The sequence below is a fragment of the Lysinibacillus sp. RS11 genome (assembly GCF_042019215.1).
GTDB classification, from domain to species: domain Bacteria; phylum Bacillota; class Bacilli; order Bacillales_A; family Planococcaceae; genus Lysinibacillus; species Lysinibacillus xylanilyticus_A.
The window spans coordinates 4170420-4189838 of the sequence record NZ_CP168124.1; the positions used below are offsets into that span (position 1 = coordinate 4170420).

General features: G+C 37.6%; 18 protein-coding genes, 1 pseudogene and 1 riboswitch. Of the genes and pseudogenes, 11 read left to right on the top strand and 8 right to left on the bottom strand.

Features of this window, described 5'->3' with window-relative positions:
* Positions 1 to 16 precede the first annotated feature (16 nt).
* Together motB and motA are read right to left on the bottom strand one after the other, a co-directional pair.
* Positions 17 to 781 (bottom strand): flagellar motor protein MotB, encoded by a 765-nt coding sequence (motB, locus tag AB9L17_RS21625; RefSeq protein ID WP_068986648.1) that lies wholly within the window; start codon positions 779 to 781, stop codon positions 17 to 19.
* Entirely contained in the window at positions 765 to 1568 is an 804-nt protein-coding gene (motA, locus tag AB9L17_RS21630) for a flagellar motor stator protein MotA (RefSeq protein WP_068986649.1), read from the bottom strand. Before motA ends, motB begins: the two co-directional genes overlap by 17 nt.
* A 409-nt stretch (positions 1569 to 1977) precedes the next feature.
* Between motA and AB9L17_RS21635 the strand changes: the two are divergent.
* The 3 genes and pseudogenes from AB9L17_RS21635 to AB9L17_RS21645 form a co-directional block, all read left to right on the top strand.
* Positions 1978 to 2142: pseudogene (locus AB9L17_RS21635) on the top strand (aminopeptidase); the annotation flags it as partial.
* A gap of 111 nt (positions 2143 to 2253) precedes the next feature.
* Positions 2254 to 2388, top strand: coding sequence for a hypothetical protein (locus tag AB9L17_RS21640; protein WP_263297522.1), 135 nt, complete (start codon positions 2254 to 2256; stop codon positions 2386 to 2388).
* A gap of 342 nt (positions 2389 to 2730) precedes the next feature.
* The gene (locus tag AB9L17_RS21645; RefSeq protein WP_068986650.1) at positions 2731 to 3294 is read left to right on the top strand and encodes a beta-class carbonic anhydrase; all 564 of its coding nucleotides are present in this window, start codon (positions 2731 to 2733) and stop codon (positions 3292 to 3294) included.
* Between the two features lie 52 nt (positions 3295 to 3346).
* Here AB9L17_RS21645 and AB9L17_RS21650 read toward each other — a convergent pair whose 3' ends face one another.
* Both AB9L17_RS21650 and AB9L17_RS21655 read right to left on the bottom strand, forming a co-directional pair.
* A complete protein-coding gene (locus AB9L17_RS21650; protein WP_068986651.1) occupies positions 3347 to 3931 on the bottom strand; it encodes a GNAT family N-acetyltransferase in 585 nt (194 codons plus the stop codon).
* Positions 3932 to 4065: 134 nt separating this feature from the next.
* Complete coding sequence (locus AB9L17_RS21655) at positions 4066 to 4896, bottom strand: polyphosphate kinase 2 family protein (RefSeq protein ID WP_375199779.1); 831 nt, start codon at positions 4894 to 4896, stop codon at positions 4066 to 4068.
* 587 nt (positions 4897 to 5483) lie between these two features.
* On the opposite strand from AB9L17_RS21655, the gene AB9L17_RS21660 reads away from it, so the two are divergent.
* On the top strand, positions 5484 to 6197 hold the full coding sequence (locus AB9L17_RS21660; RefSeq protein WP_068986653.1) for a tryptophan-rich sensory protein: 714 nt from the start codon (positions 5484 to 5486) through the stop codon (positions 6195 to 6197).
* 41 nt (positions 6198 to 6238) lie between these two features.
* Here the strand turns inward: AB9L17_RS21660 and map are convergent, their stop codons facing one another.
* Positions 6239 to 6994: a type I methionyl aminopeptidase gene (map, locus tag AB9L17_RS21665; protein WP_375199780.1), complete on the bottom strand. Its 756-nt coding sequence runs from the start codon at positions 6992 to 6994 to the stop codon at positions 6239 to 6241.
* A 281-nt stretch (positions 6995 to 7275) separates the two neighbouring features.
* A complete protein-coding gene (thiT, locus tag AB9L17_RS21670; protein ID WP_068986655.1) occupies positions 7276 to 7836 on the bottom strand; it encodes an energy-coupled thiamine transporter ThiT in 561 nt (186 codons plus the stop codon).
* A 157-nt stretch (positions 7837 to 7993) separates the two neighbouring features.
* Positions 7994 to 8101: riboswitch (TPP riboswitch) on the bottom strand.
* 122 nt (positions 8102 to 8223) lie between these two features.
* Between thiT and AB9L17_RS21675 the strand changes: the two genes are divergently transcribed.
* The 7 genes from AB9L17_RS21675 (at position 8224) to AB9L17_RS21705 (ending at position 14985) form a co-directional block, all read left to right on the top strand.
* Positions 8224 to 8556 carry a DUF4870 domain-containing protein gene (locus AB9L17_RS21675; protein ID WP_068986656.1) on the top strand — a complete coding sequence of 111 codons (333 nt, stop codon included), beginning with the start codon at positions 8224 to 8226 and terminating at the stop codon, positions 8554 to 8556.
* A gap of 53 nt (positions 8557 to 8609) precedes the next feature.
* Positions 8610 to 8732: a hypothetical protein gene (locus tag AB9L17_RS21680; RefSeq protein ID WP_263297521.1), complete on the top strand. Its 123-nt coding sequence runs from the start codon at positions 8610 to 8612 to the stop codon at positions 8730 to 8732.
* Between the two features lie 123 nt (positions 8733 to 8855).
* Complete coding sequence (locus tag AB9L17_RS21685) at positions 8856 to 10646, top strand: helix-turn-helix domain-containing protein (protein WP_375199781.1); 1791 nt, start codon at positions 8856 to 8858, stop codon at positions 10644 to 10646.
* Between the two features lie 112 nt (positions 10647 to 10758).
* Positions 10759 to 12072: a GntP family permease gene (locus tag AB9L17_RS21690; RefSeq protein ID WP_375199782.1), complete on the top strand. Its 1314-nt coding sequence runs from the start codon at positions 10759 to 10761 to the stop codon at positions 12070 to 12072.
* A gap of 31 nt (positions 12073 to 12103) precedes the next feature.
* A complete protein-coding gene (locus AB9L17_RS21695) occupies positions 12104 to 12838 on the top strand; it encodes a (Fe-S)-binding protein (protein WP_375199783.1) in 735 nt (244 codons plus the stop codon).
* Positions 12838 to 14262 carry a LutB/LldF family L-lactate oxidation iron-sulfur protein gene (locus tag AB9L17_RS21700; protein ID WP_068986660.1) on the top strand — a complete coding sequence of 475 codons (1425 nt, stop codon included), beginning with the start codon at positions 12838 to 12840 and terminating at the stop codon, positions 14260 to 14262. Before AB9L17_RS21695 ends, AB9L17_RS21700 begins: the two co-directional genes overlap by 1 nt.
* 3 nt (positions 14263 to 14265) lie before the next feature.
* Positions 14266 to 14985 (top strand): LutC/YkgG family protein, encoded by a 720-nt coding sequence (locus AB9L17_RS21705; protein ID WP_068986661.1) that lies wholly within the window; start codon positions 14266 to 14268, stop codon positions 14983 to 14985.
* A 155-nt stretch (positions 14986 to 15140) separates the two neighbouring features.
* On the opposite strand, the gene AB9L17_RS21710 is transcribed toward AB9L17_RS21705, so the two are convergent.
* Both AB9L17_RS21710 and AB9L17_RS21715 read right to left on the bottom strand, forming a co-directional pair.
* Entirely contained in the window at positions 15141 to 18221 is a 3081-nt protein-coding gene (locus AB9L17_RS21710; protein WP_375199784.1) for an SbcC/MukB-like Walker B domain-containing protein, read from the bottom strand.
* Positions 18218 to 19375 carry an exonuclease SbcCD subunit D gene (locus AB9L17_RS21715; RefSeq protein WP_068986332.1) on the bottom strand — a complete coding sequence of 386 codons (1158 nt, stop codon included), beginning with the start codon at positions 19373 to 19375 and terminating at the stop codon, positions 18218 to 18220. The genes AB9L17_RS21710 and AB9L17_RS21715 overlap by 4 nt, the downstream gene beginning before the upstream one ends.
* Between the last annotated feature and the right edge of the window lie 44 nt (positions 19376 to 19419).

The following is a 19419-nucleotide window of genomic DNA, read 5'->3' on the forward strand; positions in this document are numbered from 1 at the left end:
TGGTTAACGTTTCAACTTATTCAGCTTTTTTTGCGGCAGAGCCGTCCTCTTCTACAAGAGGTTGAATTAACACTTCTACACGTCGATTTTTCGCACGACCCTCAGGAGTATCATTCGGAGCAATAGCTTTGTTTTCGCCATAACCTTTAGCACTAATGTTCTCAGACTTTAATTGAGAATTACTATTCAATAGAACCAGATAGAATTTTGAAGCACGCATTACTGATAACTCCATATTTGATGAGAAATTAGGTCCTGCTGGAACATTATCTGTATGCCCCGTGATGACAATGCTACGTGGTGGATTAGATACTAATACATCCGCAAGTTCCTCCACAACCGGAATATATTCTGGTTTAACATCCGCTTTCCCTGGATCAAACAGAATACTATCACGAATTGTTACAAGTAAACCTTCATCAGTCATCTCTGTTGCAAATTGACCTTCCATCTCATTAACAGCGATGAAATTATCAACACTATCTTTAATTTCAGCTAACTCTTTTTGATCCTTTAAATATGCAGAATTTTGTTGTGGTTGTTGGTCACTTTCTGCATTCGGACTTTGTATCGGTGCAGGTTGCTCTAAAAAGCCTGTGCCACCATCAAATACCTGAGTAAACACTGCTGACATTTTATCTAGCTTCTCTTGGTCTACTGAACTGGATGCAAACAGTACAATAAATAATGCTAATAACAGCGTCAAAATATCAGCGTACGGCACTAACCAAGACTCATCAACGTGTTCCTCATGCTTTTTTTTCTTAGCTTTCTTTGCCAAGGCCGCCCGCCCCGCTTTCATCCGAAATTTGACGACGTTCTTCCATTGTTAAATAAGAAGATAATTTTTGTTCAATAACACGTGGTGCCTCCCCTTCTAATACGGAAAGGATACCTTCAATCATCAAACGTTTTTGTTTTACTTCTAAAGCAGATTTACGTTTTAATTTATTGGCAAATGGATGCCATAATACGTAACCTGTAAAAATCCCTAATAATGTAGCCATGAAGGCAGCTGAAATGGCATGCCCTAATTTATCGATATCATTCATATCTGATAATGCGGCAATTAACCCTACTACCGCACCAAGTACCCCTAATGTCGGAGCATATGTACCAGCTTGTGTGAAGATTAGCGCACCACTTGCATGGCGTTCTTCCATCGCTTCTACTTCTTCTGTTAAGACATCACGAATATAGTCCGCATTTTGTCCATCAATTGCTAATGTAAGTCCATTTTTTAAAAATGGGTCTTCAATCTCTGAAGCTTTACTCTCAAGCGCTAAGAGACCTTCACGGCGAGCCAAATCTGCCCATTGTGAAAACATCTTAATAATCTCAATATCATCTGCTAATTTTGTTTCTTTAAAAATATTTTTAAATAGCTTTGGTACTCGCTTTAACTCCTTCATTGGGAAGGCAATCGTTACTGCTGAAATCGTACCGAAGATGATAATTAGAATGGCTGCTGGGTTATAAAACGCACTTAAATTTACACCCTTTAGTACCATCCCTGTTAATAGCGCAATAAACGCTAAAATTAACCCTACTACCGACGATAAATCCATTTTTAGACCTCCAAATCTCCTATTAAACTTTATTTCGTCTATTTTTCCAAATGTTTAATATAGTATAAATGTATTTCACAAATTTTTCGATGTAATAATTACTTTTTATTCATTTTTCGACCACATTTGATTATATTGGATTAAGAATAGTACACTAAATTGTCTTTAATTGAAAAAAGTTAAGATTTTGTTATTATTATTCGACACAAAATTACTAAAACATATCGAACTAGCTGATGAAAGCAGGAGTAAATAAAAAAAAATCAGTACCTCTATATAAGCTGTTCGATCGATACTATCGATTATATCTCGGCATAATTGCGTCCGGAATCGGAGAAAGGCTTTAGGCAAACAGATGTTTTTTGCGCGAATGCGAAGCGGCAGCGGCACGTTGTTTTTTGCGCGAATGCGAAGGGAGCTACTGACAAATGGACTTAGCTTGACACATGTAGACTTTATGATTGGTTCTAAGCAATTGAATATAGACGGTTTTACTACAGACGGGCAAATAGACTTGTTTACCACAAGGGTAACTAGGCAATTCAAGCAATTTGTTCCTTCTATATTATTCTAGACTAGGTATGTTGTGAATGTCATAAATTATCCTTACAATTTCCCATTAACCTATTGTATAATTACTATAAGATAATATTGTAGATTATTTTAGTAGAGGGGAGCTTTTATTATGTTCATGACGACTGTATTAGGTTTTTCAGCAGTTTTACTAATTTCTCTAGGATTCTTCATCCACTACTTACAAGTCGGTTTAGATACTAAATCTTCAGTAACTGTAGATCCAATGCCAAAAGAAAAATATTAATTTCATTAAAAAAACAGCTATTAGAAAACATAGCTGTTTTTTTCTTTATTCAATAGAAGAATACCACCCTAAAAGATTGTGTGATGAATGTGGATGTGGTCCCTTTTCAACAGGTATTCAAACACCTACTGGAATAGAGGAACTCAGCCTAAGCACACCACGTCCTGTTTTGAGCAGGGGAATTACTCCCATGTGAAATTTGATTTTTTCAATTATTTCGATTCCCTAAATACATTACTTAATTTCTTTTTTTTTCATAAAATTGCGTGAATATTGTCATTATTATTTGCATATTTAAAGATTTGATCTAAAATATTTTTGTAGGGAAGGGAGTAATTCTTCATGTCAATGTTACAAGATATTCTAAAGTTTAATGTAGATTTCGTTCAAGAAAAAAAATATGAGCCTTTTATTACAACAAAGTATCCTGATAAACGCATCGTTGTGTTATCTTGTATGGATACTCGTCTTGTAGAGCTGTTACCTAAAGCTATGAATTTACGTAACGGCGACGTTAAAATCGTTAAAAGTGCCGGCGCATTAGTTAGTCACCCATTTGGTGCAATAATGCGTAGTTTACTTGTAGCTGTTTATGAACTACAAGCAGATGAGGTTTATGTTGTTGGTCATTACGACTGCGGTATGAGTGCAGTTGACCCAGAAGCAATGCTAAGTAAAATGGTTGCTAGAGGGATTAACCCTGAAACCATAAAAATGATGGAATATTCAGGTCTTGATTTAAAAGAATTTTTACGTGGCTTTGGCGACGTAGCAACAAGTGTAAAGAAAAGTGTTGATACAATTCGAAATCACCCGTTAATGGTTAAAGACGTACCTGTTCATGGCTTAGTAATTGACCCAAATACAGGTCGACTTGATTTACTCGAAGACGGTAATAAACAATAGTTAGAAAAAGAATCGTCTATCTTTCATTGTTCGAAAGATAGACGATTCTTTTTTAATCCTCTAAACGTGCATACATATAATGATCCACCCATTGACCATTAATGTACAGAAGCTTTCTTAAAAGACCTTCACGCTGAAATCCTGACTTTTCTAAAACGCGGATAGAAGCATTATTTTGTGTTGAGACATAAGCCTCTACACGATGTAAGCCTACTTGTTCAAAAGCAAATTGCACGACCATATTAACTGCTTCTGTCACAATCCCCTTCCCTACATAAATTTCATCCATCGCATAACCAACAAATGCACTTGAGTATGGTAAACGTTTGACGGCATAAAGAGCAATATGTCCTATTAAATTATTTGTACCCAGCTCAAAAATACCGAAAGTATATTCCCGCTTTGAGTCCATTAGGTATAAGCTTTCTTGAATTTTTTTATATTGAGCATCAATTGTATAATAATCAGGTCGCTGTAAAGGCTCGTATGTAGACCAAAAGTATTTATTACGGCTTACGAGACCAGTTAAACTTTGTGCATCTTTTTCTTGAAATGTGCGAATGTAGCATTTGCCCCCTTGAATTGATACCACATTTTCACCCTTTTTCCTCAATAATCTCCAAATCTTAAGCACCATTTCTCCACACTAACCTTCCGCAAATTGTCATTACATTTTAATGCTTGAATTCATTTTTTAAGTTTTACTTTAATTGTATGTAAAAAAAGATGCTGCTACAACTAAAACATCTCGTTGTTACAGCATCGATATCATTATTTAATTTTTTGCTTTTGTTTTTTAGGTTTCTCTTCTAGCATTTCAAGACTAGAAGATTCAGCCTCTTCTAAATGCGTTTTGTCTAAGACATTTGTTAAATGAAGGCCGCGTTTTTTTGCCTCACGTTCGATATGTGCAATTGTTTCTTGTAGCACTTGTACACGCGCATATTTTTTATCGTTACCTGGCACTAGAATCCAAGGAGCATTTTTCTTATCTGTCTTCTCAAACATTTCATTTGCAGCATCCATATACTGAGGTGTTTTTTCACGATTACGCCAGTCTTCATCCGTTAGCTTCCAAGACTTATATGGATCATTCTCACGTTCTTTAAAACGTTTAAGCTGCTCCTCATCAGATACATGAAGCCAAAACTTAATGATAATATAATCCCCTGCTGTTAAAATCTTCTCAAAATTATTAATTTCTTCGTATGCACGAGACCACTCTTCTTTTGTTGCAAATCCTTCAATACGCTCAACTAATACACGACCATACCAAGAACGATCGAAAATAGCTACTTGTCCATGTTGCGGAAGTTTTCTCCAAAAGCGTTGTAAATAATTGTAGCGTAGTTCATGAGGCTGAGGTGCTGAAATTGGATGTACGATATAACCACGTGGATCAGCACGCTCAATTAGACGTTTAATAGCGCCACCTTTTCCAGCAGCATCCATACCTTCAAACACTAAAATTAGTCCAATTTTATTGTTTAATAAAAACTGTTGAGCATTTAACATTTCATATTGGAGTACTTTTAATTTCTTTTTATACATTTTTTTATCTAGTTCAATTGATAGATCTAGAGTATTTAAATTTTGAGTCATTAAAACTTCACTCCTTACATTTGAATACCCTTATTGTACTAAAGAAATATATGCATGCCTATGCAAATGGTAAATTGTAGATAATTTTAGCTTATTTCAGCGAGTGTACATACATCCGCTGAAATAGAGGAACTCAGTCTAAAAACGCCACGTCCTGTGGCAACGACTGAGTGACCAACATCTTGTTGGCCCAAAGCCCCCGGCAGATGTCACGGAATCAGAAAAGAATTCTTAGGGGATGTTAGCCTAAAATCATCGCATCCATGCGATAACGGCTAACTGACCTACATCGGTGCTGTGTTGCCGCTGCCGGTACGCTTTCGCGCAGTTAAAACCCTTTTGCTGTCGCTTCGCTTTCGCACAGACAAAGACACGTTGCTGCCGCTACGTTAGCACTACGCTTTCGCACAAAAACATTTGCAGGCCTTAGCACAAAGCCGATTCCGGACGCAATTATGCCGAGGCATAATTGATCGAAATAACACGATACATTGTTGGAATTTTCCGTTATAATGAAATTATTATGTCACAGTCCTATACTTATTTGTCTTTTCCCTATACAATTTAACACGAAGGGAGAGGAAAACATGCCTCGATTTATTTTGATGACAGTAACTTTTATTGTCTCACTTATCCTAACCTTTACATCCTATTTCATGAAAATAAACGGTCAATCTTCGTTAGAAATCTCAAATCGTTTTCCTGTAATATTTGCACCTTTTAATGCTAGCTATGTGATTTGGATTGTGATTTACATGTTACTTGGTTATTGGTTAGTCATGAATATTAAAAAGACAACTATTAAACAGACTGTTCTCTTTAGTAGCATATGTATCATGCAGGCGTTAACAATTGTTGTTTGGCATCACGAACTATTTATCGTGACAATCGCCAGTATGTTTATTTTAGTACTGTATTTATTTTTGTTGTACAATACGTATCCTCACAGCGATAACTCACCTTCAGGTCGTATACCCTTCTCGATTTACTTGGCATGGGTTACATTTATACTAATGACTAACGTAAGCTTTACGCTAACATCTTATCAATGGAACGGTTTTGGCCTTAGTAATCCACTTTGGGCAGTTATTTTACTGACAATCGGAGTCGCAATAGCGCTACATATTCGATTCCACCATTTTGATATTATGTATCCCAGTGTATTTATCTGGTCCTATGTTGGAGTCGCATTACATAATGGTTTGGATGAGCTACTTGTGACAACGGCAGCCTTATTTTTATGTGGTGTGCTACTTGTCGGTATATTATTTATTAAAAAAAATCCTGCCTACCAAAAATAAATTGGTTTGCAGGATTTTTAGTCTTTACATAACTAAGTATATTATTCTTCATCTAATGTTGTTAAAATGATTGGTTTATCCTTTGTAACGATAATGGAATGCTCAATTTGGGCAACTAATGATTTGTCTGGCGTAACGAATGTCCAGCCATCACCAGCTTCGACAATATGCTCCGCTTTAGCTGAGATGAAGGGCTCGACTGCAAGTACCATACCCTCTTTCATAATTGTAGAATCCCATGCATCATAATAGTTTAAAATATGATTTGGCTCATCGTGTAACGAACGACCTAAACCATGACCTGTTAGGTTCATAATCACTGTTAAATCATTGGCATATGCTTCACGTTCAACAGCTTTTCCGATTTGGTTTAATTTTGAGCCAGCTTTTACTTTTGTCATCGCACGATCAAAAGCACTTTTAGCTATACGACACAGTTTTTCTTTATCTTCATAGCCTTTACCAACTACAAATGAAATGCCCGTATCTGCAAAGTAGCCATTTAATGAACCAGATACATCAATGTTTACGATATCTCCCTCTTCAATCACACGTTTACCTGGAATACCATGTGCCACTTCCTCATTCACACTAATACATGTGTATCCTGGGAAATCATATTCCCCTTTAGGTCCAGAAATTGCTCCTGCCTCAGCAAACATACGGCCTGCAATTTCATCTAGTTCAAGTGTTGTTACTCCTGGTTTTGTAGCTGCCTTCATTGCTTCACGAATTTCAGCACAAATACGGCCGATTTTTTTAAAGGCTTCAATCTCTTCTTGCGTTTTTACGATCATTTTTTTAACGTCCCTTTCATCTAATATCTATTCATTAATATAACATAACTTTTTATACAAAAAACGCTAAACGCTTTAATTATTATATGCCATTATAAATTGTAAAGTGCTAAAAAACAGGCTCATCATCTTAACGTGTGGTTGATTTCCATTCCGACTGGGCGCTTTCCTAGGGGCGTACAGTCGGAACGAAGATCAACTTATATACATTGTATACTTTTCAACAAATGTCATCCCTAACTGGCTAAAAAAACCCTCCACTCATGTGAAGGGCATAATAATTATGATTTTCGTTGCATTAATTGAGGAGCTGCTGTAAATAACAGGACTCCGACAATTGCTGTTAAAATCGTTGCTGGCAGCATATATGTACCATTATAGATGATTGAATAGATCCATGCATTTTGATCGCCAGCATACTCTGAGAAAAATACAGCGCCAGCAGTTGTATGTGCAGCATAACGTAAAAACCCTGCGAATACAGTTCCTAAAATAATATAAAGCGCCATTTTTGTTTTGTTTAAATTTTTGGCAGCTTCTAGCACTGGTTGGCGAACAACCGCTGCTAAACCAACTACTGTGAAGGCAACACCATAATCGAGTAATCCTTGAAGCCAATGTACAATTGTAGCACCAAACATTGTCTGCATAACACCAATTAGTAAGCCCGTTGTTAGCCCTGGAATAAGGCCCCAACGGAATGCTATTAAAATAATTGGCACCATCACAAGGCTAACAGAACCACCTTGTGCCCATACTTTAAAGGAAACTTGATCGAGCACAAGGCCAATCGCTGCGAATATCGCAATTTCCACAAGCATTAATAATCGTTTATTGTCCATATTATTCTCTCCTTTGTTCCGATGTAGGATACAAGAGAAGGAATAGAAATGCGCTGATATGTCCCTATCTGACATCAAATGCTTTCATCTTCATTCGGCACGCTTTCGGCTGTATAAAGAAAAACGATGCCAGGACAGAGCCTCACATCGTAAAAGTGTCAGTTTCTATCCACATCCCTACGCAAGCGTTAACTTACAGGTTCAAAGAGTCAAGGCATTACGTGCCCAGTCTCAGCTGACATCATCAGCTCCCCTTGTGGTCGTTACATCTAAATTATTTGAACAACCTCATTGTACGAAAACATGGTGATGATTACAACCTCTCCCAACTTTTTTTTGAAACTTTCCCGCTTTTCATGCGTAAATATAAAAAAAGGAGGTACAACTATGGAGAACCAAAAAACTTTATCTGCCTTTAGTTATCTCAGTATTTTTTTCGCACCTGTTATTGTGCCATTAGTAGTGTACTTTGTTTCAAAAGATGACTACGTAAAGAAAAACTCTATCCGAGCACTTATATCACATTTAATTCCATTCGTGTTTGGAATTATCTTCTTTGCCGTCTTTATTTTCTCAACCTTATCATTGAACAATTTTGACTCGAACTCAGACAGCACTACGTTTCTTATCATCTGGTTTGCTTCAATGGCAATTTACTTACTCATCACTCTAGGAATCGTCATTTGGAATATTGTTCAAGCCGTTCGCGTTATCCGATAAGTTTCATTACGGCATTGAACAGTAGTACTAATAGTCAAAGGAGCTGGATTTTTATGAAAGTATCTAAAGTTGTTAAAACCGCCGTAAAATTAGCACCTATCGTGATCCCGATTGTAAAAAAAGTAATCGCTACAAAGAAAGCAACGACTAATCACTCCAAAAACATCTATAAATAGGGTTAATAACAAGAATCTGCTTACTTTTTTCAGCAGATTCTTTATTTTTCGCTAATTAACAGTTCGCTATCTTCTATATGGCACTGTAAAATAAAATTTAGCAATACACATGAGGAGCTGTTTATGATAAATACCGAAAAACAATTAATGAGCTTGGTTAACGCTGCGCAGGTCCTAACCTCAACACTCGATATAGACCAAGTGTTAGAAAAACTTATTAGTGAAGTACTCCATGTGATTAAAGGTGCTGATGCAGGTGTGCTGTTTATGTTAAATACAGAAACAAATCGTCTAATTGCTAAGCATGCTATTGGTTATGATCTAGCTTACTTGAAGAAAATTCACCTTGCCTCAAATGAAGGGATGACTGGAAAAGTGTTCTCTCAAAAGAAGGCATTTAGATTCCACTCTAGCGATGATGTAACTGAAAACATGGCCGATTTATTTCCACAGTATGAAGAAAACTATACAAAAGCAGTCGGTGATTTTACTTACCCGAAAAGTGCTGTTTGTGCTCCGCTTCTTGATAAAAGTAATTCATGTATAGGCGTGTTAACGATTGTTAACTTTTCAGGAGATACACAGTTTGAAAATAGTGATTTAACAATGCTACAAGCATTTGCAAATCAGTCCTCGATTGCCATCGAAAACGCAAAATTATTTACTCAAAATGAGCGTTCTAAACGTATTTATAATGCTTTAACACGTGTCTCTTTAACACGAGGTCGACTAAACGAAATGATTGATACACTCGCTTCCTTACTAGGACAGTCTGTAGCTATTATCACTGATTTTTACGATTTACTTGTCGCATCTTCTTCAACAGCAAAGCTTGCAACCGAAATTTTAAAAGAGCAAGAATCAGAGCATCTTCATACAGTTGTTCAGCAGTGCGTGCGACATCAAGTACATATACCAATCAACCATGAAATGTATGTAAGCTATTTGTTTCCCATCCATATAGAGCGGGGTGTTATAGGAATACTGTTGATTGTTATGGATCACCATTTACAGATGGATCCTCTAGATTTATTCGCAGTAGAACAGGCAAGCGCTCTTTTCGCCTTACAATTAGCAGAGGAGGAAAAAGAGCTTGAAATTTCTTTTAAATATGATGGTTATTTGTTACAACAGCTACTAAACTTGAATTTTAATGCCTTTTATAAACGCCAAGAGGCCCAACAAGCTACCCATTATTTATGTGCTACTCTACAGCTTGAAGGAAGTAAGTATGGTGTTGCTCAAACTAAAAAAAAGCAGCAACAATTTAGTAAGCTACTCTATCGTTTAACACGTTTATTTTCCTTACCAGTTTTCATCTCAGAACATGATTCGCACTACCATTTTTTATTTATGAACAATCTAAGAGAACCAGTTGAACAATTTAAAGAAAGCATTCAACATTTTTTCAAGCTCCTCGATCAGGATTCTAAAAAGTACCATTCACTTTCGTTTATGGTTGGCCTTGGGAGACACTTCGACACAATTGAAAATATCTCCAGTTCTTACCGGGACTCAAAAAAGTGCATAGACTATTTACAAACACTCGAACAAGCACCGTTCATTTTATCCTACGATAAGCTTGGACCTTACACCCTTTTCTTAAATACCGACCCACAGGAAATGGCAGAATATGTAGAGATGAAACTTGGACCCATTATCAAATATGACAAACAGCATAAAACTGATTTGTTATATACATTAAAGGTATTTTTCGAGAATAATCAGAATCGCAAACAAACAGCCGAGGCATGCTTTGTACACCTAAACACCATCAAATATAGACTTCAGACAATTTTTTCATTGATAGAAATTGATGAACAAAACGGGAAAACTATGTTTGAATTAAATCTCGCAATCTATATGCTTTCCTACTTACAAAACGCAAAGTTGGCCAAAACAGACAAAGTGTAGTTCTTATCTTTGTCTGTTTTTACATAGTATTTTATTAGTATTCATTGTTATACTAAACCCTACTTGTTGAATTTTCAGAATATTTGTATTAAGCAAGGGGGGCTTAACAGGAATGGAAATGTGGAGTTTGTTTACGATTATTGCTTCACTGGCTTTATTAATTTTTCTAGCACTACGTGGTTTCAGTATCATTATTATTGCGCCAATTGCCAGTTTAATCGTCATCATTTTAAATCAAATGCCTATTTTAGATTCACTACAGGACAACTATATGAGCGGGTTCATAAACTTTATGAAAAATTACTACCTCATCTTCTTATTTGCCGCAATTTTCGGTAAATTTATGGATGATAGTGGCGCTGCTCGTGCAATAGCAGAAAAACTTTTAAATATTATGGGACGTCATAGTAAATTTAACGCGCTAATGGCAGTCGTCATCATTTGTGCTTTTTTAACATTAGGTGGCATTAATACATACGTTGTTATTTTCGCTATTTTACCAATAGCTAAGCCATTATTTAAAGCTATGAATATACCTTGGCATCTATTTACAGGAGCATTTTTCTTTGGCATGGCAACCTTTACGATGACTATGCTTCCTGGTTCACCATCTGTACAAAACATTATCCCAACGAAATATTTAGGGACAACAGCTACTGCAGCACCGGTTGTTGGGATTGTTGCTACAATTACCATTATTCTTTTTAATTGCTTCTATTTAAAGCGTCAATTGTCTAAATCTGAGGCGCGTGGTGAAACTTATGAAAATATGAAAAATCCAGAAAAACAGGATTCAAAAGCTTTTGAGGCAAGCGAGAGAAAATTACCACCTTTTATCTTAAGTATTTTGCCACCAATCTTCTTAATTGTTACATTAAACGTTTTTAAAGTAGATATTCTCTACACATTAATACTCACGGTGCTTGTTTCCATCGTTATCTTTTGGAAATACATAGACAACAAATTACAAGCAATTAATGTAGGAGCAACAAATACTGTTTTACCAATCGTCAATACAAGCGCTGATGTTGGTTACGGCACCGTTATTGCAGTGACAGCTGGTTTTGGAGTAATAACAGAAATGCTGGCCAACATACCAGGAAGTCCTTTAATTTCTCTTTATGTCGCTATTGCGGCACTTGCAGGGATTACGGGTACTGCCTCTGGTGGACTTGGAATTGCGATGGAAACACTAGCTCAAACTTATTTAGATTTAGGCGTTGATCCAGAGGCACTTCATCGCATTGCGACAATTGCCTCCGGTAGTTTAGATTCATTACCACACAATGGTGCTGTTATTACTGTACTGGCAGTTATAGGTTTAACACATAAAGATGCCTACAAACATATATTTTTCGTTTCAGTAATTGGGCCTCTTGTGGCGGCAATTCCTGCATTAATTGCTGCGATCTTAATTTATTCGTAAATATTAATTAAACAGTAGGAGATGAACAAACATGAAAGTCTCTCTTTTCGCAACATGTTTAGTAGATATGTTTCAAACAAATGTGGGCAAAGCAACTGTAGAACTTCTAGAACATCTTGGCTGTGAAGTCATATTTCCAAAAGGGCAAATTTGCTGCGGGCAACCTACCTACAACTCCGGCTATGTTAAAGAAGCAAAGGAAGCAATGAAAAACATGATAACAGCATTTGATGATGCTGAATATATTGTCTGTCCTTCTGGTTCTTGTGCTTATATGTTCCGCGAATATGAAAAAGTTTTTGCAGACGATGCTCAATGGTCGGCTCGTGCAAAAAGATTGGCTAACAAAACTTATGAATTAACACAATTTATCGTAGAGGTTCTTGGCATTACAGACGTGGGTGCTAGCTTCAATGGAAATGTGACCTACCATATGTCCTGCCATATGACACGTTTACTCGGTGTAAAAAGCGCGCCTTTCACATTACTAGACAATGTGAAAGGATTGACGTATACAGAGCTACCTAACAAAACAACTTGCTGTGGTTTCGGTGGTACATTCTCAGTTAAAATGACACCTATTTCTGAGCAAATGGTTGATGAAAAGGTGCAGCATATTATTGAAACAGGTGCCACTTATTTAGCTGGTGCGGATGAAGGCTGTTTAATGAATATTCGCGGTCGTGCGGAACGATTAGGTGCACACGTACAAGTACTTCATATAGCCGAAATTTTAAATTCCCGAAAAGCGGAGGTGCGTGCATAATGCCAATGAAGGTCAGCAATGAATCTTTTAATAATCGAGTTGGAGAAGGCATTCAAAATACCTTTATGCGTAGTGCCGTTTCAGGCGCACAAGACCGATTAGAAACAAATCGTCAATTGGCTACCGAAGAGCTTGGTAATTGGGAGGAATGGCGTTCGCTAGGTGAAGAGATTCGTCAGCATGTACTTGCAAACCTAGATTACTATTTAACACAGCTAAGTGAACAGGTCGCTGCACGTGGTGGCCACGTTTTCTTTGCAGCCACTGCAGAAGAAGCCCAAGTCTATATCGCCAAAGTCGCTAATAAAAAGCAAGCCAAAAAAATTGTTAAATCAAAGTCAATGGTAACAGAAGAAATTGACTTAAATCATTATTTAGAGGAGCATGTTGGCTGCCGTGTCATCGAAACTGATTTAGGAGAATACATTTTACAGCTCGACAACGACTTGCCTTCACATATTGTCGCACCCGCTTTACACCGTAAGAAGGAACAGGTACAGGAAAGTTTCCAACGTCATCATCACTATGAAGGCTCTGAACGTCCCGAGGAACTAACAAAACACGCACGAAAAATGTTACGTGATGATTATTTAACTGCGGATATTGGAATTACGGGCTGTAATTTTGCAGTTGCCGATACTGGCTCTGTTTGCATCGTAACAAATGAAGGAAATGCTGATTTATCGACAGCATTACCAAAAACACAAATTACAGTAATGGGTATGGAAAGGCTTGTTCCAACGTTTGAAGAGCTAGAAGTACTAGTCAATATGCTAACAAGAAGTGCAGTAGGTCAAAAACTGCCTAGTTACGTAACTGTATTAAGCGGCCCTCGTCAAGAAGGTGATGTAGATGGTCCAGAAGAATTTCATTTAGTCATTGTTGATAATGGGCGATCTGAAATTTTAGGCAGTGAATTCCAAGCAATTTTACAGTGTATTCGTTGTGGTGCTTGTGCTAATATTTGCCCTGTTTATCGTCATGTAGGCGGTCATTCATACGGTTCAATTTACTCTGGACCTGTTGGGGCTGTCTTATCTCCATTGCTTGGTGGATATGATGAATATAAGGAACTACCATTTGCTTCAACACTTTGTGGGGCTTGTACTGATGTTTGTCCAGTAAAAATTCCGCTACATGAGTTACTTCATAAGCATCGACAAACCATTGTGGAAAAGGAAGGTCGTGCTCCAGTATCTGAACGCTTCCTTATGTCTATTTTCGGTATTGGCTCCTCATCAAGCGGTATGTATAAATTCGGATCTAAAGTTGCATCAAGTGTTTTAAAACCATTAACAAAAAATGAGCAACTATCAAAAGGCATTGGCCCATTAAAAAATTGGACAGATATTCGTGAATTCCCTGCACCTAAAAAGGAACGCTTCCGTGACTGGTTCGAAAATCGACAAAAAGGAGATGATTAAGGGATGGTAGGCACAATTCAAAATCGCGAGACATTTATTCGTCAATTATCTTCTAGACTTCAACGGTCAACTATACCAACACATGTGGAGCGTCCTCAATGGCGCTATACCCCGCAGCATAAAACGTTACAAAACTTATCTCAGGATGAGCTATTGGGCGTCTTACAAAAACAATGCACACGCATCAATACGAACTGCGTTGTGACATCTGCTGCTGATTTAGCTACGACACTGGAAAAAGTTATTGACGATTATGATGGTGGTCCCATTATGACTTGGCAGGATGAACGATTTGACGCTTATGGTCTGACAACGCTGTTTTCAGATACATTACCTAAAAAACAAATCGAACTGCACACTTGGGACCCGACAATTGGCAGGGACAATATAACACTAGTAGAGAAAGCAAATATCGGAATTACAATTAGTGATATCACACTGGCGGAATCAGGTACAGCTGTACTTTTTAGCAACCCAAATCACGGTCGGACTGTTAGTTTCTTACCTACAAAATCCATCATTTTAATGCCAAAAAGCTCCATCGTACCTCGAATGACACAGGCCGCTGTACAAATTCGAGAGCGTCTACAAAATGGTGAAACGCTTGCTTCTTGCATTAATTTCATTTCCGGACCTAGTAACTCTGCCGATATTGAAATGATTTTAGTTGTCGGTGTTCACGGCCCTATGTACATGACCTACATCATTATTGATGATTTATAGAAGAAAAGAGGCTGGGATAGAACTCGATTATTTTGAAAAATAGCAAAAACAGATAATAACTTTTTCACTTCAATGAGTAGAGTGTTCCTTCCTAAATCAAAAAAATGTCAGACCAATTGCAATCGGTCTAACATTTTTTCTTTTTGTCTCAGCCTCTACTTTACTTCAAACCATGTTTGACTGTGACCATTCATTGTTTTTTCGACATGTAAAACTGCGGGCATTGTAGCTTTTAATTCTGCAACGTGTGATATGACACCAATCATGCGTCCAGAATCTTGTAAATCAATAAGCGTATCAATCGCCTTATTTAATGCTTCTTCATCGAGAGAACCAAAGCCTTCATCAATAAACATTGTTTCTATGCGGATATTCCCCTGAAAGCTTTGAATGACATCTGCCATACCAAGAGCAAGACTTAAAGATGCATTAAACTTTTCTCCACCTGATAATGTTTTCACATCTCGTAATTGATCCGTGTAGGCATCATATACATCTAGTCCAAGTCCACTTTGCTTAGCATGCTTTTCTAAACGATCTGAACGTCGGAGCTCAAATTGGCCATTGGATAAATGGTGTAGACGGATGTTTGCTGCCTCTGTAATTTTGTCTAAATAATTGATTTGAATATAACGCTCAAAGGACAGCTTTTTCGCATTCTGTCCATTTAACATTGCATAGAGCTCCTTCACTCGTCCTGCCTCTTTTTCAAGTAAGCGTATCTCTTGCTCCGCTTCCTCGACCTTTTCGATAAAGTCTGCGCAAGCTTGCGCAAATCCTTCCATCTGCTGCAAAACTTTAAAAGCTTCCTCATATGTTACACGAAGCATCTCTAACTTTTCTTCCATTACCGTTAAATCTTGTTTTTCTTGTCCTTTAAGATGCTTTGCTCCCTCAGTAATTTGTACCTGCAACGTATTTATTTGCAGAGCGTAATCACTACAAGCCTTCCGTAAAGTCTCTATTTGTAACACGCTACGCTTCGCCACAGCATACTCTTCGTAGCTTTCAAAGCCTGCTTCCTTCATACTTACTGAAAATTGCTCACGCTTTTCATCCATTTTCAGTTTTAATTCTTCGTAAGCTTGTTTAGTTATTCCTAGGGCCATTCTAGCATTATTTGTTGCTTCTTTGGCCGACTGTAAATTTTGCTGACTAGCATGCCAAGCAGTTTGTAAAGCCACCTTGTGGGAACCTATATCGGCAATCGCCTGCTTTAATGATTGTAACGTCTTAAGGTTTTCTGGAATTTGCTTTTGTTGCTCTTCCACAATTGCTTGTTGCTTTGTAAATTCCTTCGTCTTTTCAGCTAAATATTGCTCTAGCTTTATTTGCTTTTCTTGTAGCTGCTCCATTCGTGCACGATAATCCTTTTGTTGCACGCGTACATTAGCTAATTGATTGCTCACTACTTTTAAAATTGTAATTTGTTGCTCTATATTTTGTAAGGAAGCTACAATTTGCGCTTGATTCGCTTGATCAATCTCATTAGATGCTAACTGCTCTTGCGCCTCTTGTAAAAGTTGCTTTGTAGAATTTAATAAAGCTTCTTTCTCTAAAAACTTGCGCTCATCAGTAGCCGCCTTTACTCGTAAAACTTCTACTTGTGCTAATTCGATCATCTCTAATTGTTCGCGATGTGTTTCAAGATGTGTTGTACTACCACACACTGGGCAAGGCTCCCCGTCCTTCAGCTGCTGCGCTAAAATACTTGCCTGACTTGCAATCCATTGCTGCTCTAACTGTTGAAGAGCCTGCTTACTTTCTTGATAGTGGGCGTTAGTAGTGCTTACTTCGTGCTCCGCAGTCTCAACTGCTCTAGTGTATTTTTCAACTTGCGCTAGTAAGGATACTTGCTCTTTTAGCTTCGGTAGCTGTTCTAAATACCCCTCATATGGCTCCAATTGTGTTTCATATTGCTCCATTGTTGTTGTGAGTTGCTGAAATTGCCTTTGTTCTTTTTCTACGATTGTACTATTATCGTCTACAGCTCGCTTTGCTGTTACAACATATTGTTCAGCTATTTGCATTTGCTGAACGTTTTTCTCATAGGCCTCAAATTTCGGCAATAATGCTTGTAGCTGTAATTCCTGTTGTAAAACTTGCTGACGTTCAGGCTCTTTCGCCTCTTCAATGGTAAATTTCTCTTGTGCTATTTTTAACTGAGATTCTGCGTTTTGCTGTTCGACCATTGTTTGCTGATAGGATTGTTCTTTACGATTTTGCTCGGCACGTAAGTCGATGCATTGTTGCTCAAGTATGAGGAGACGCTCCGCTTGCTCTGCCAATGCAATTTCACGTTCTTTTGCACTATATATCTCTTGTTCTTGTAGCAATGCCTGCAGACGGTTCTGACGATTGATTTGCTCGTCAAATTGGTCATTGAGTGTTTTCGCTATACTATAATATTCTTGTTCTTTTTGATGATGCACATAAGCTTCTTTATAGCGCTGCTGTTCTACTTGTATACATTCAGTATAGTAGACCTGCTCCTCATCTAGAGCCTTCTTCAGCTGATGCATATTTTCGGTATTATTATTAATACAAGTAAATAAAGATGATGAACGCTGTGGTAAAGCCCCTGCAATTTGGCCAAGAAGATGCTCCTTTAATTGTTTAGCACGAAGCAAATCACTTTCAGCTTCTTTTCGTTTCGCATCAAGTCTTTTTGTCATAGCACCAAAGCGGTCTGTTTTAAAAATTTTGCGCAAAATCACTTCTTTATTTGTAGAATCCGAGGTTAATAGCTTGCGAAATTCACCTTGCGGCAGCATCACAATTTGGCTAAACTGATCGTTTGTTAGACCTATTATTTCTTGTAGCTTTTTATCTACCTCAAGCGTTTGTTGCTTTTCTACAATACTAAAATCAAGTTTGTCTTCTTTAATTTCAGCCAGTTCAATTTTCTTTCCAGTAACACTTTTATTTTTGGCTTTAATATGACCCGGCTGACGTAAAATTTGATAAGCCTTACCATGCATTTCAAAGATGAGTTCTACAGCAGTATACACATCATCATCTGCAAATCCACTTCGTAGCATAGCAGTATCCTGACGATCCTCACCGCTACCCGCTCCATAAAGTGCAAAGCAAATAGCATCAAAAATTGTCGTTTTCCCCGCACCTGTTTTTCCGGAAATCGCAAATAAACGATGGTCACCGAGCTGTTGAAAATCAATCACTTCTGTGTTTTTATATGGACCGAATGCAGTAATCGTTAACTTTAATGGCTTCATTTTACTGTCTCTCGCTCCTCATCTAATAATTCCTGCAGCATCTCTGTAAATAGACGCTCTGTATCTTGATCTGGCTGTACACCAATTATATCTTTAAAAAATGATCGCAATAAATCGATGTCTTCTACCTTTTCCGTCTCAACCGCTTGAATTTCATGTTGGATTTCTTGGCGTAATGCTTTACGCTCAACATGCATTGCATGAGGAAACACTGTCCGGATACGTTCCATCGGCGAAGCTACTGACGTCGTATCTGTTAAGCGGACAAATACATAATCATCACTTGGTGATAATTTCAATAAATCATCCATTAAACCCTCTACCACACGTAAATCTCGTCTCGGTACAAGCTTTCGTTTTGTTACAGCGATATCTCCCTGTGCATCTAGCTCAACGATTAAAAAGCCCTTCTCATGTAAGTGCTCAGATAATGAATACTTCAATGGAGAGCCAGCATAGCGAATCGTGTCATTCAATACAAAATGCGCTTTATGTAAATGCCCAAGCGCCGTGTAGTTGAAAGACTTAAATAACGCTGCATTTATACAATCCGAACCTCCTATCGATAGAGGGCGCTCAGAATCACTAGTATTTGCTTCTTCCTCACCATACTTCGTTACAAATGCATGTCCAATAAAAACATTACGCTTTGTCGTATCCATACTTTGTACAATATGATCAATTATTTTTTCCATAGCATCTTGATGAGATCGAATGGAATCATCATCTAAAATAGTCCTTACTGAAGCTGGTTCTGCATATGGTACGAGATGAAAATGTACTTCACCATTCGCATCATGTAAAACGATCGGTGCATGATCTTTCGTAAATTGACCTTTAATGTGTAAGCCACTATCGCTCATTAAACTACTGCCAAAGTTCAATCGACCTGCACTATCGTGGTTCCCGGCAACTGCTAACACCGGGATTTTCTTCTCAAGTATAATTTCCGCCAAAATATCATTTAGTAAATTCACTGCCTCTATAGGGGGCATCGAACGGTCATATAAATCACCTGCTATAATGATTACATCCGGTTTTTCCTCATCAATAGCTTGCATAAATTGCTGTAAAATATAATGCTGATCCTCCGTCATGTATACGCCTTGTACAAGCTTCCCTAAATGCCAATCTGCTGTATGAAATATTTTCATTCTTTGCGCCTCCTGTCTATTTCATTTTATCATGGCTGATAGAT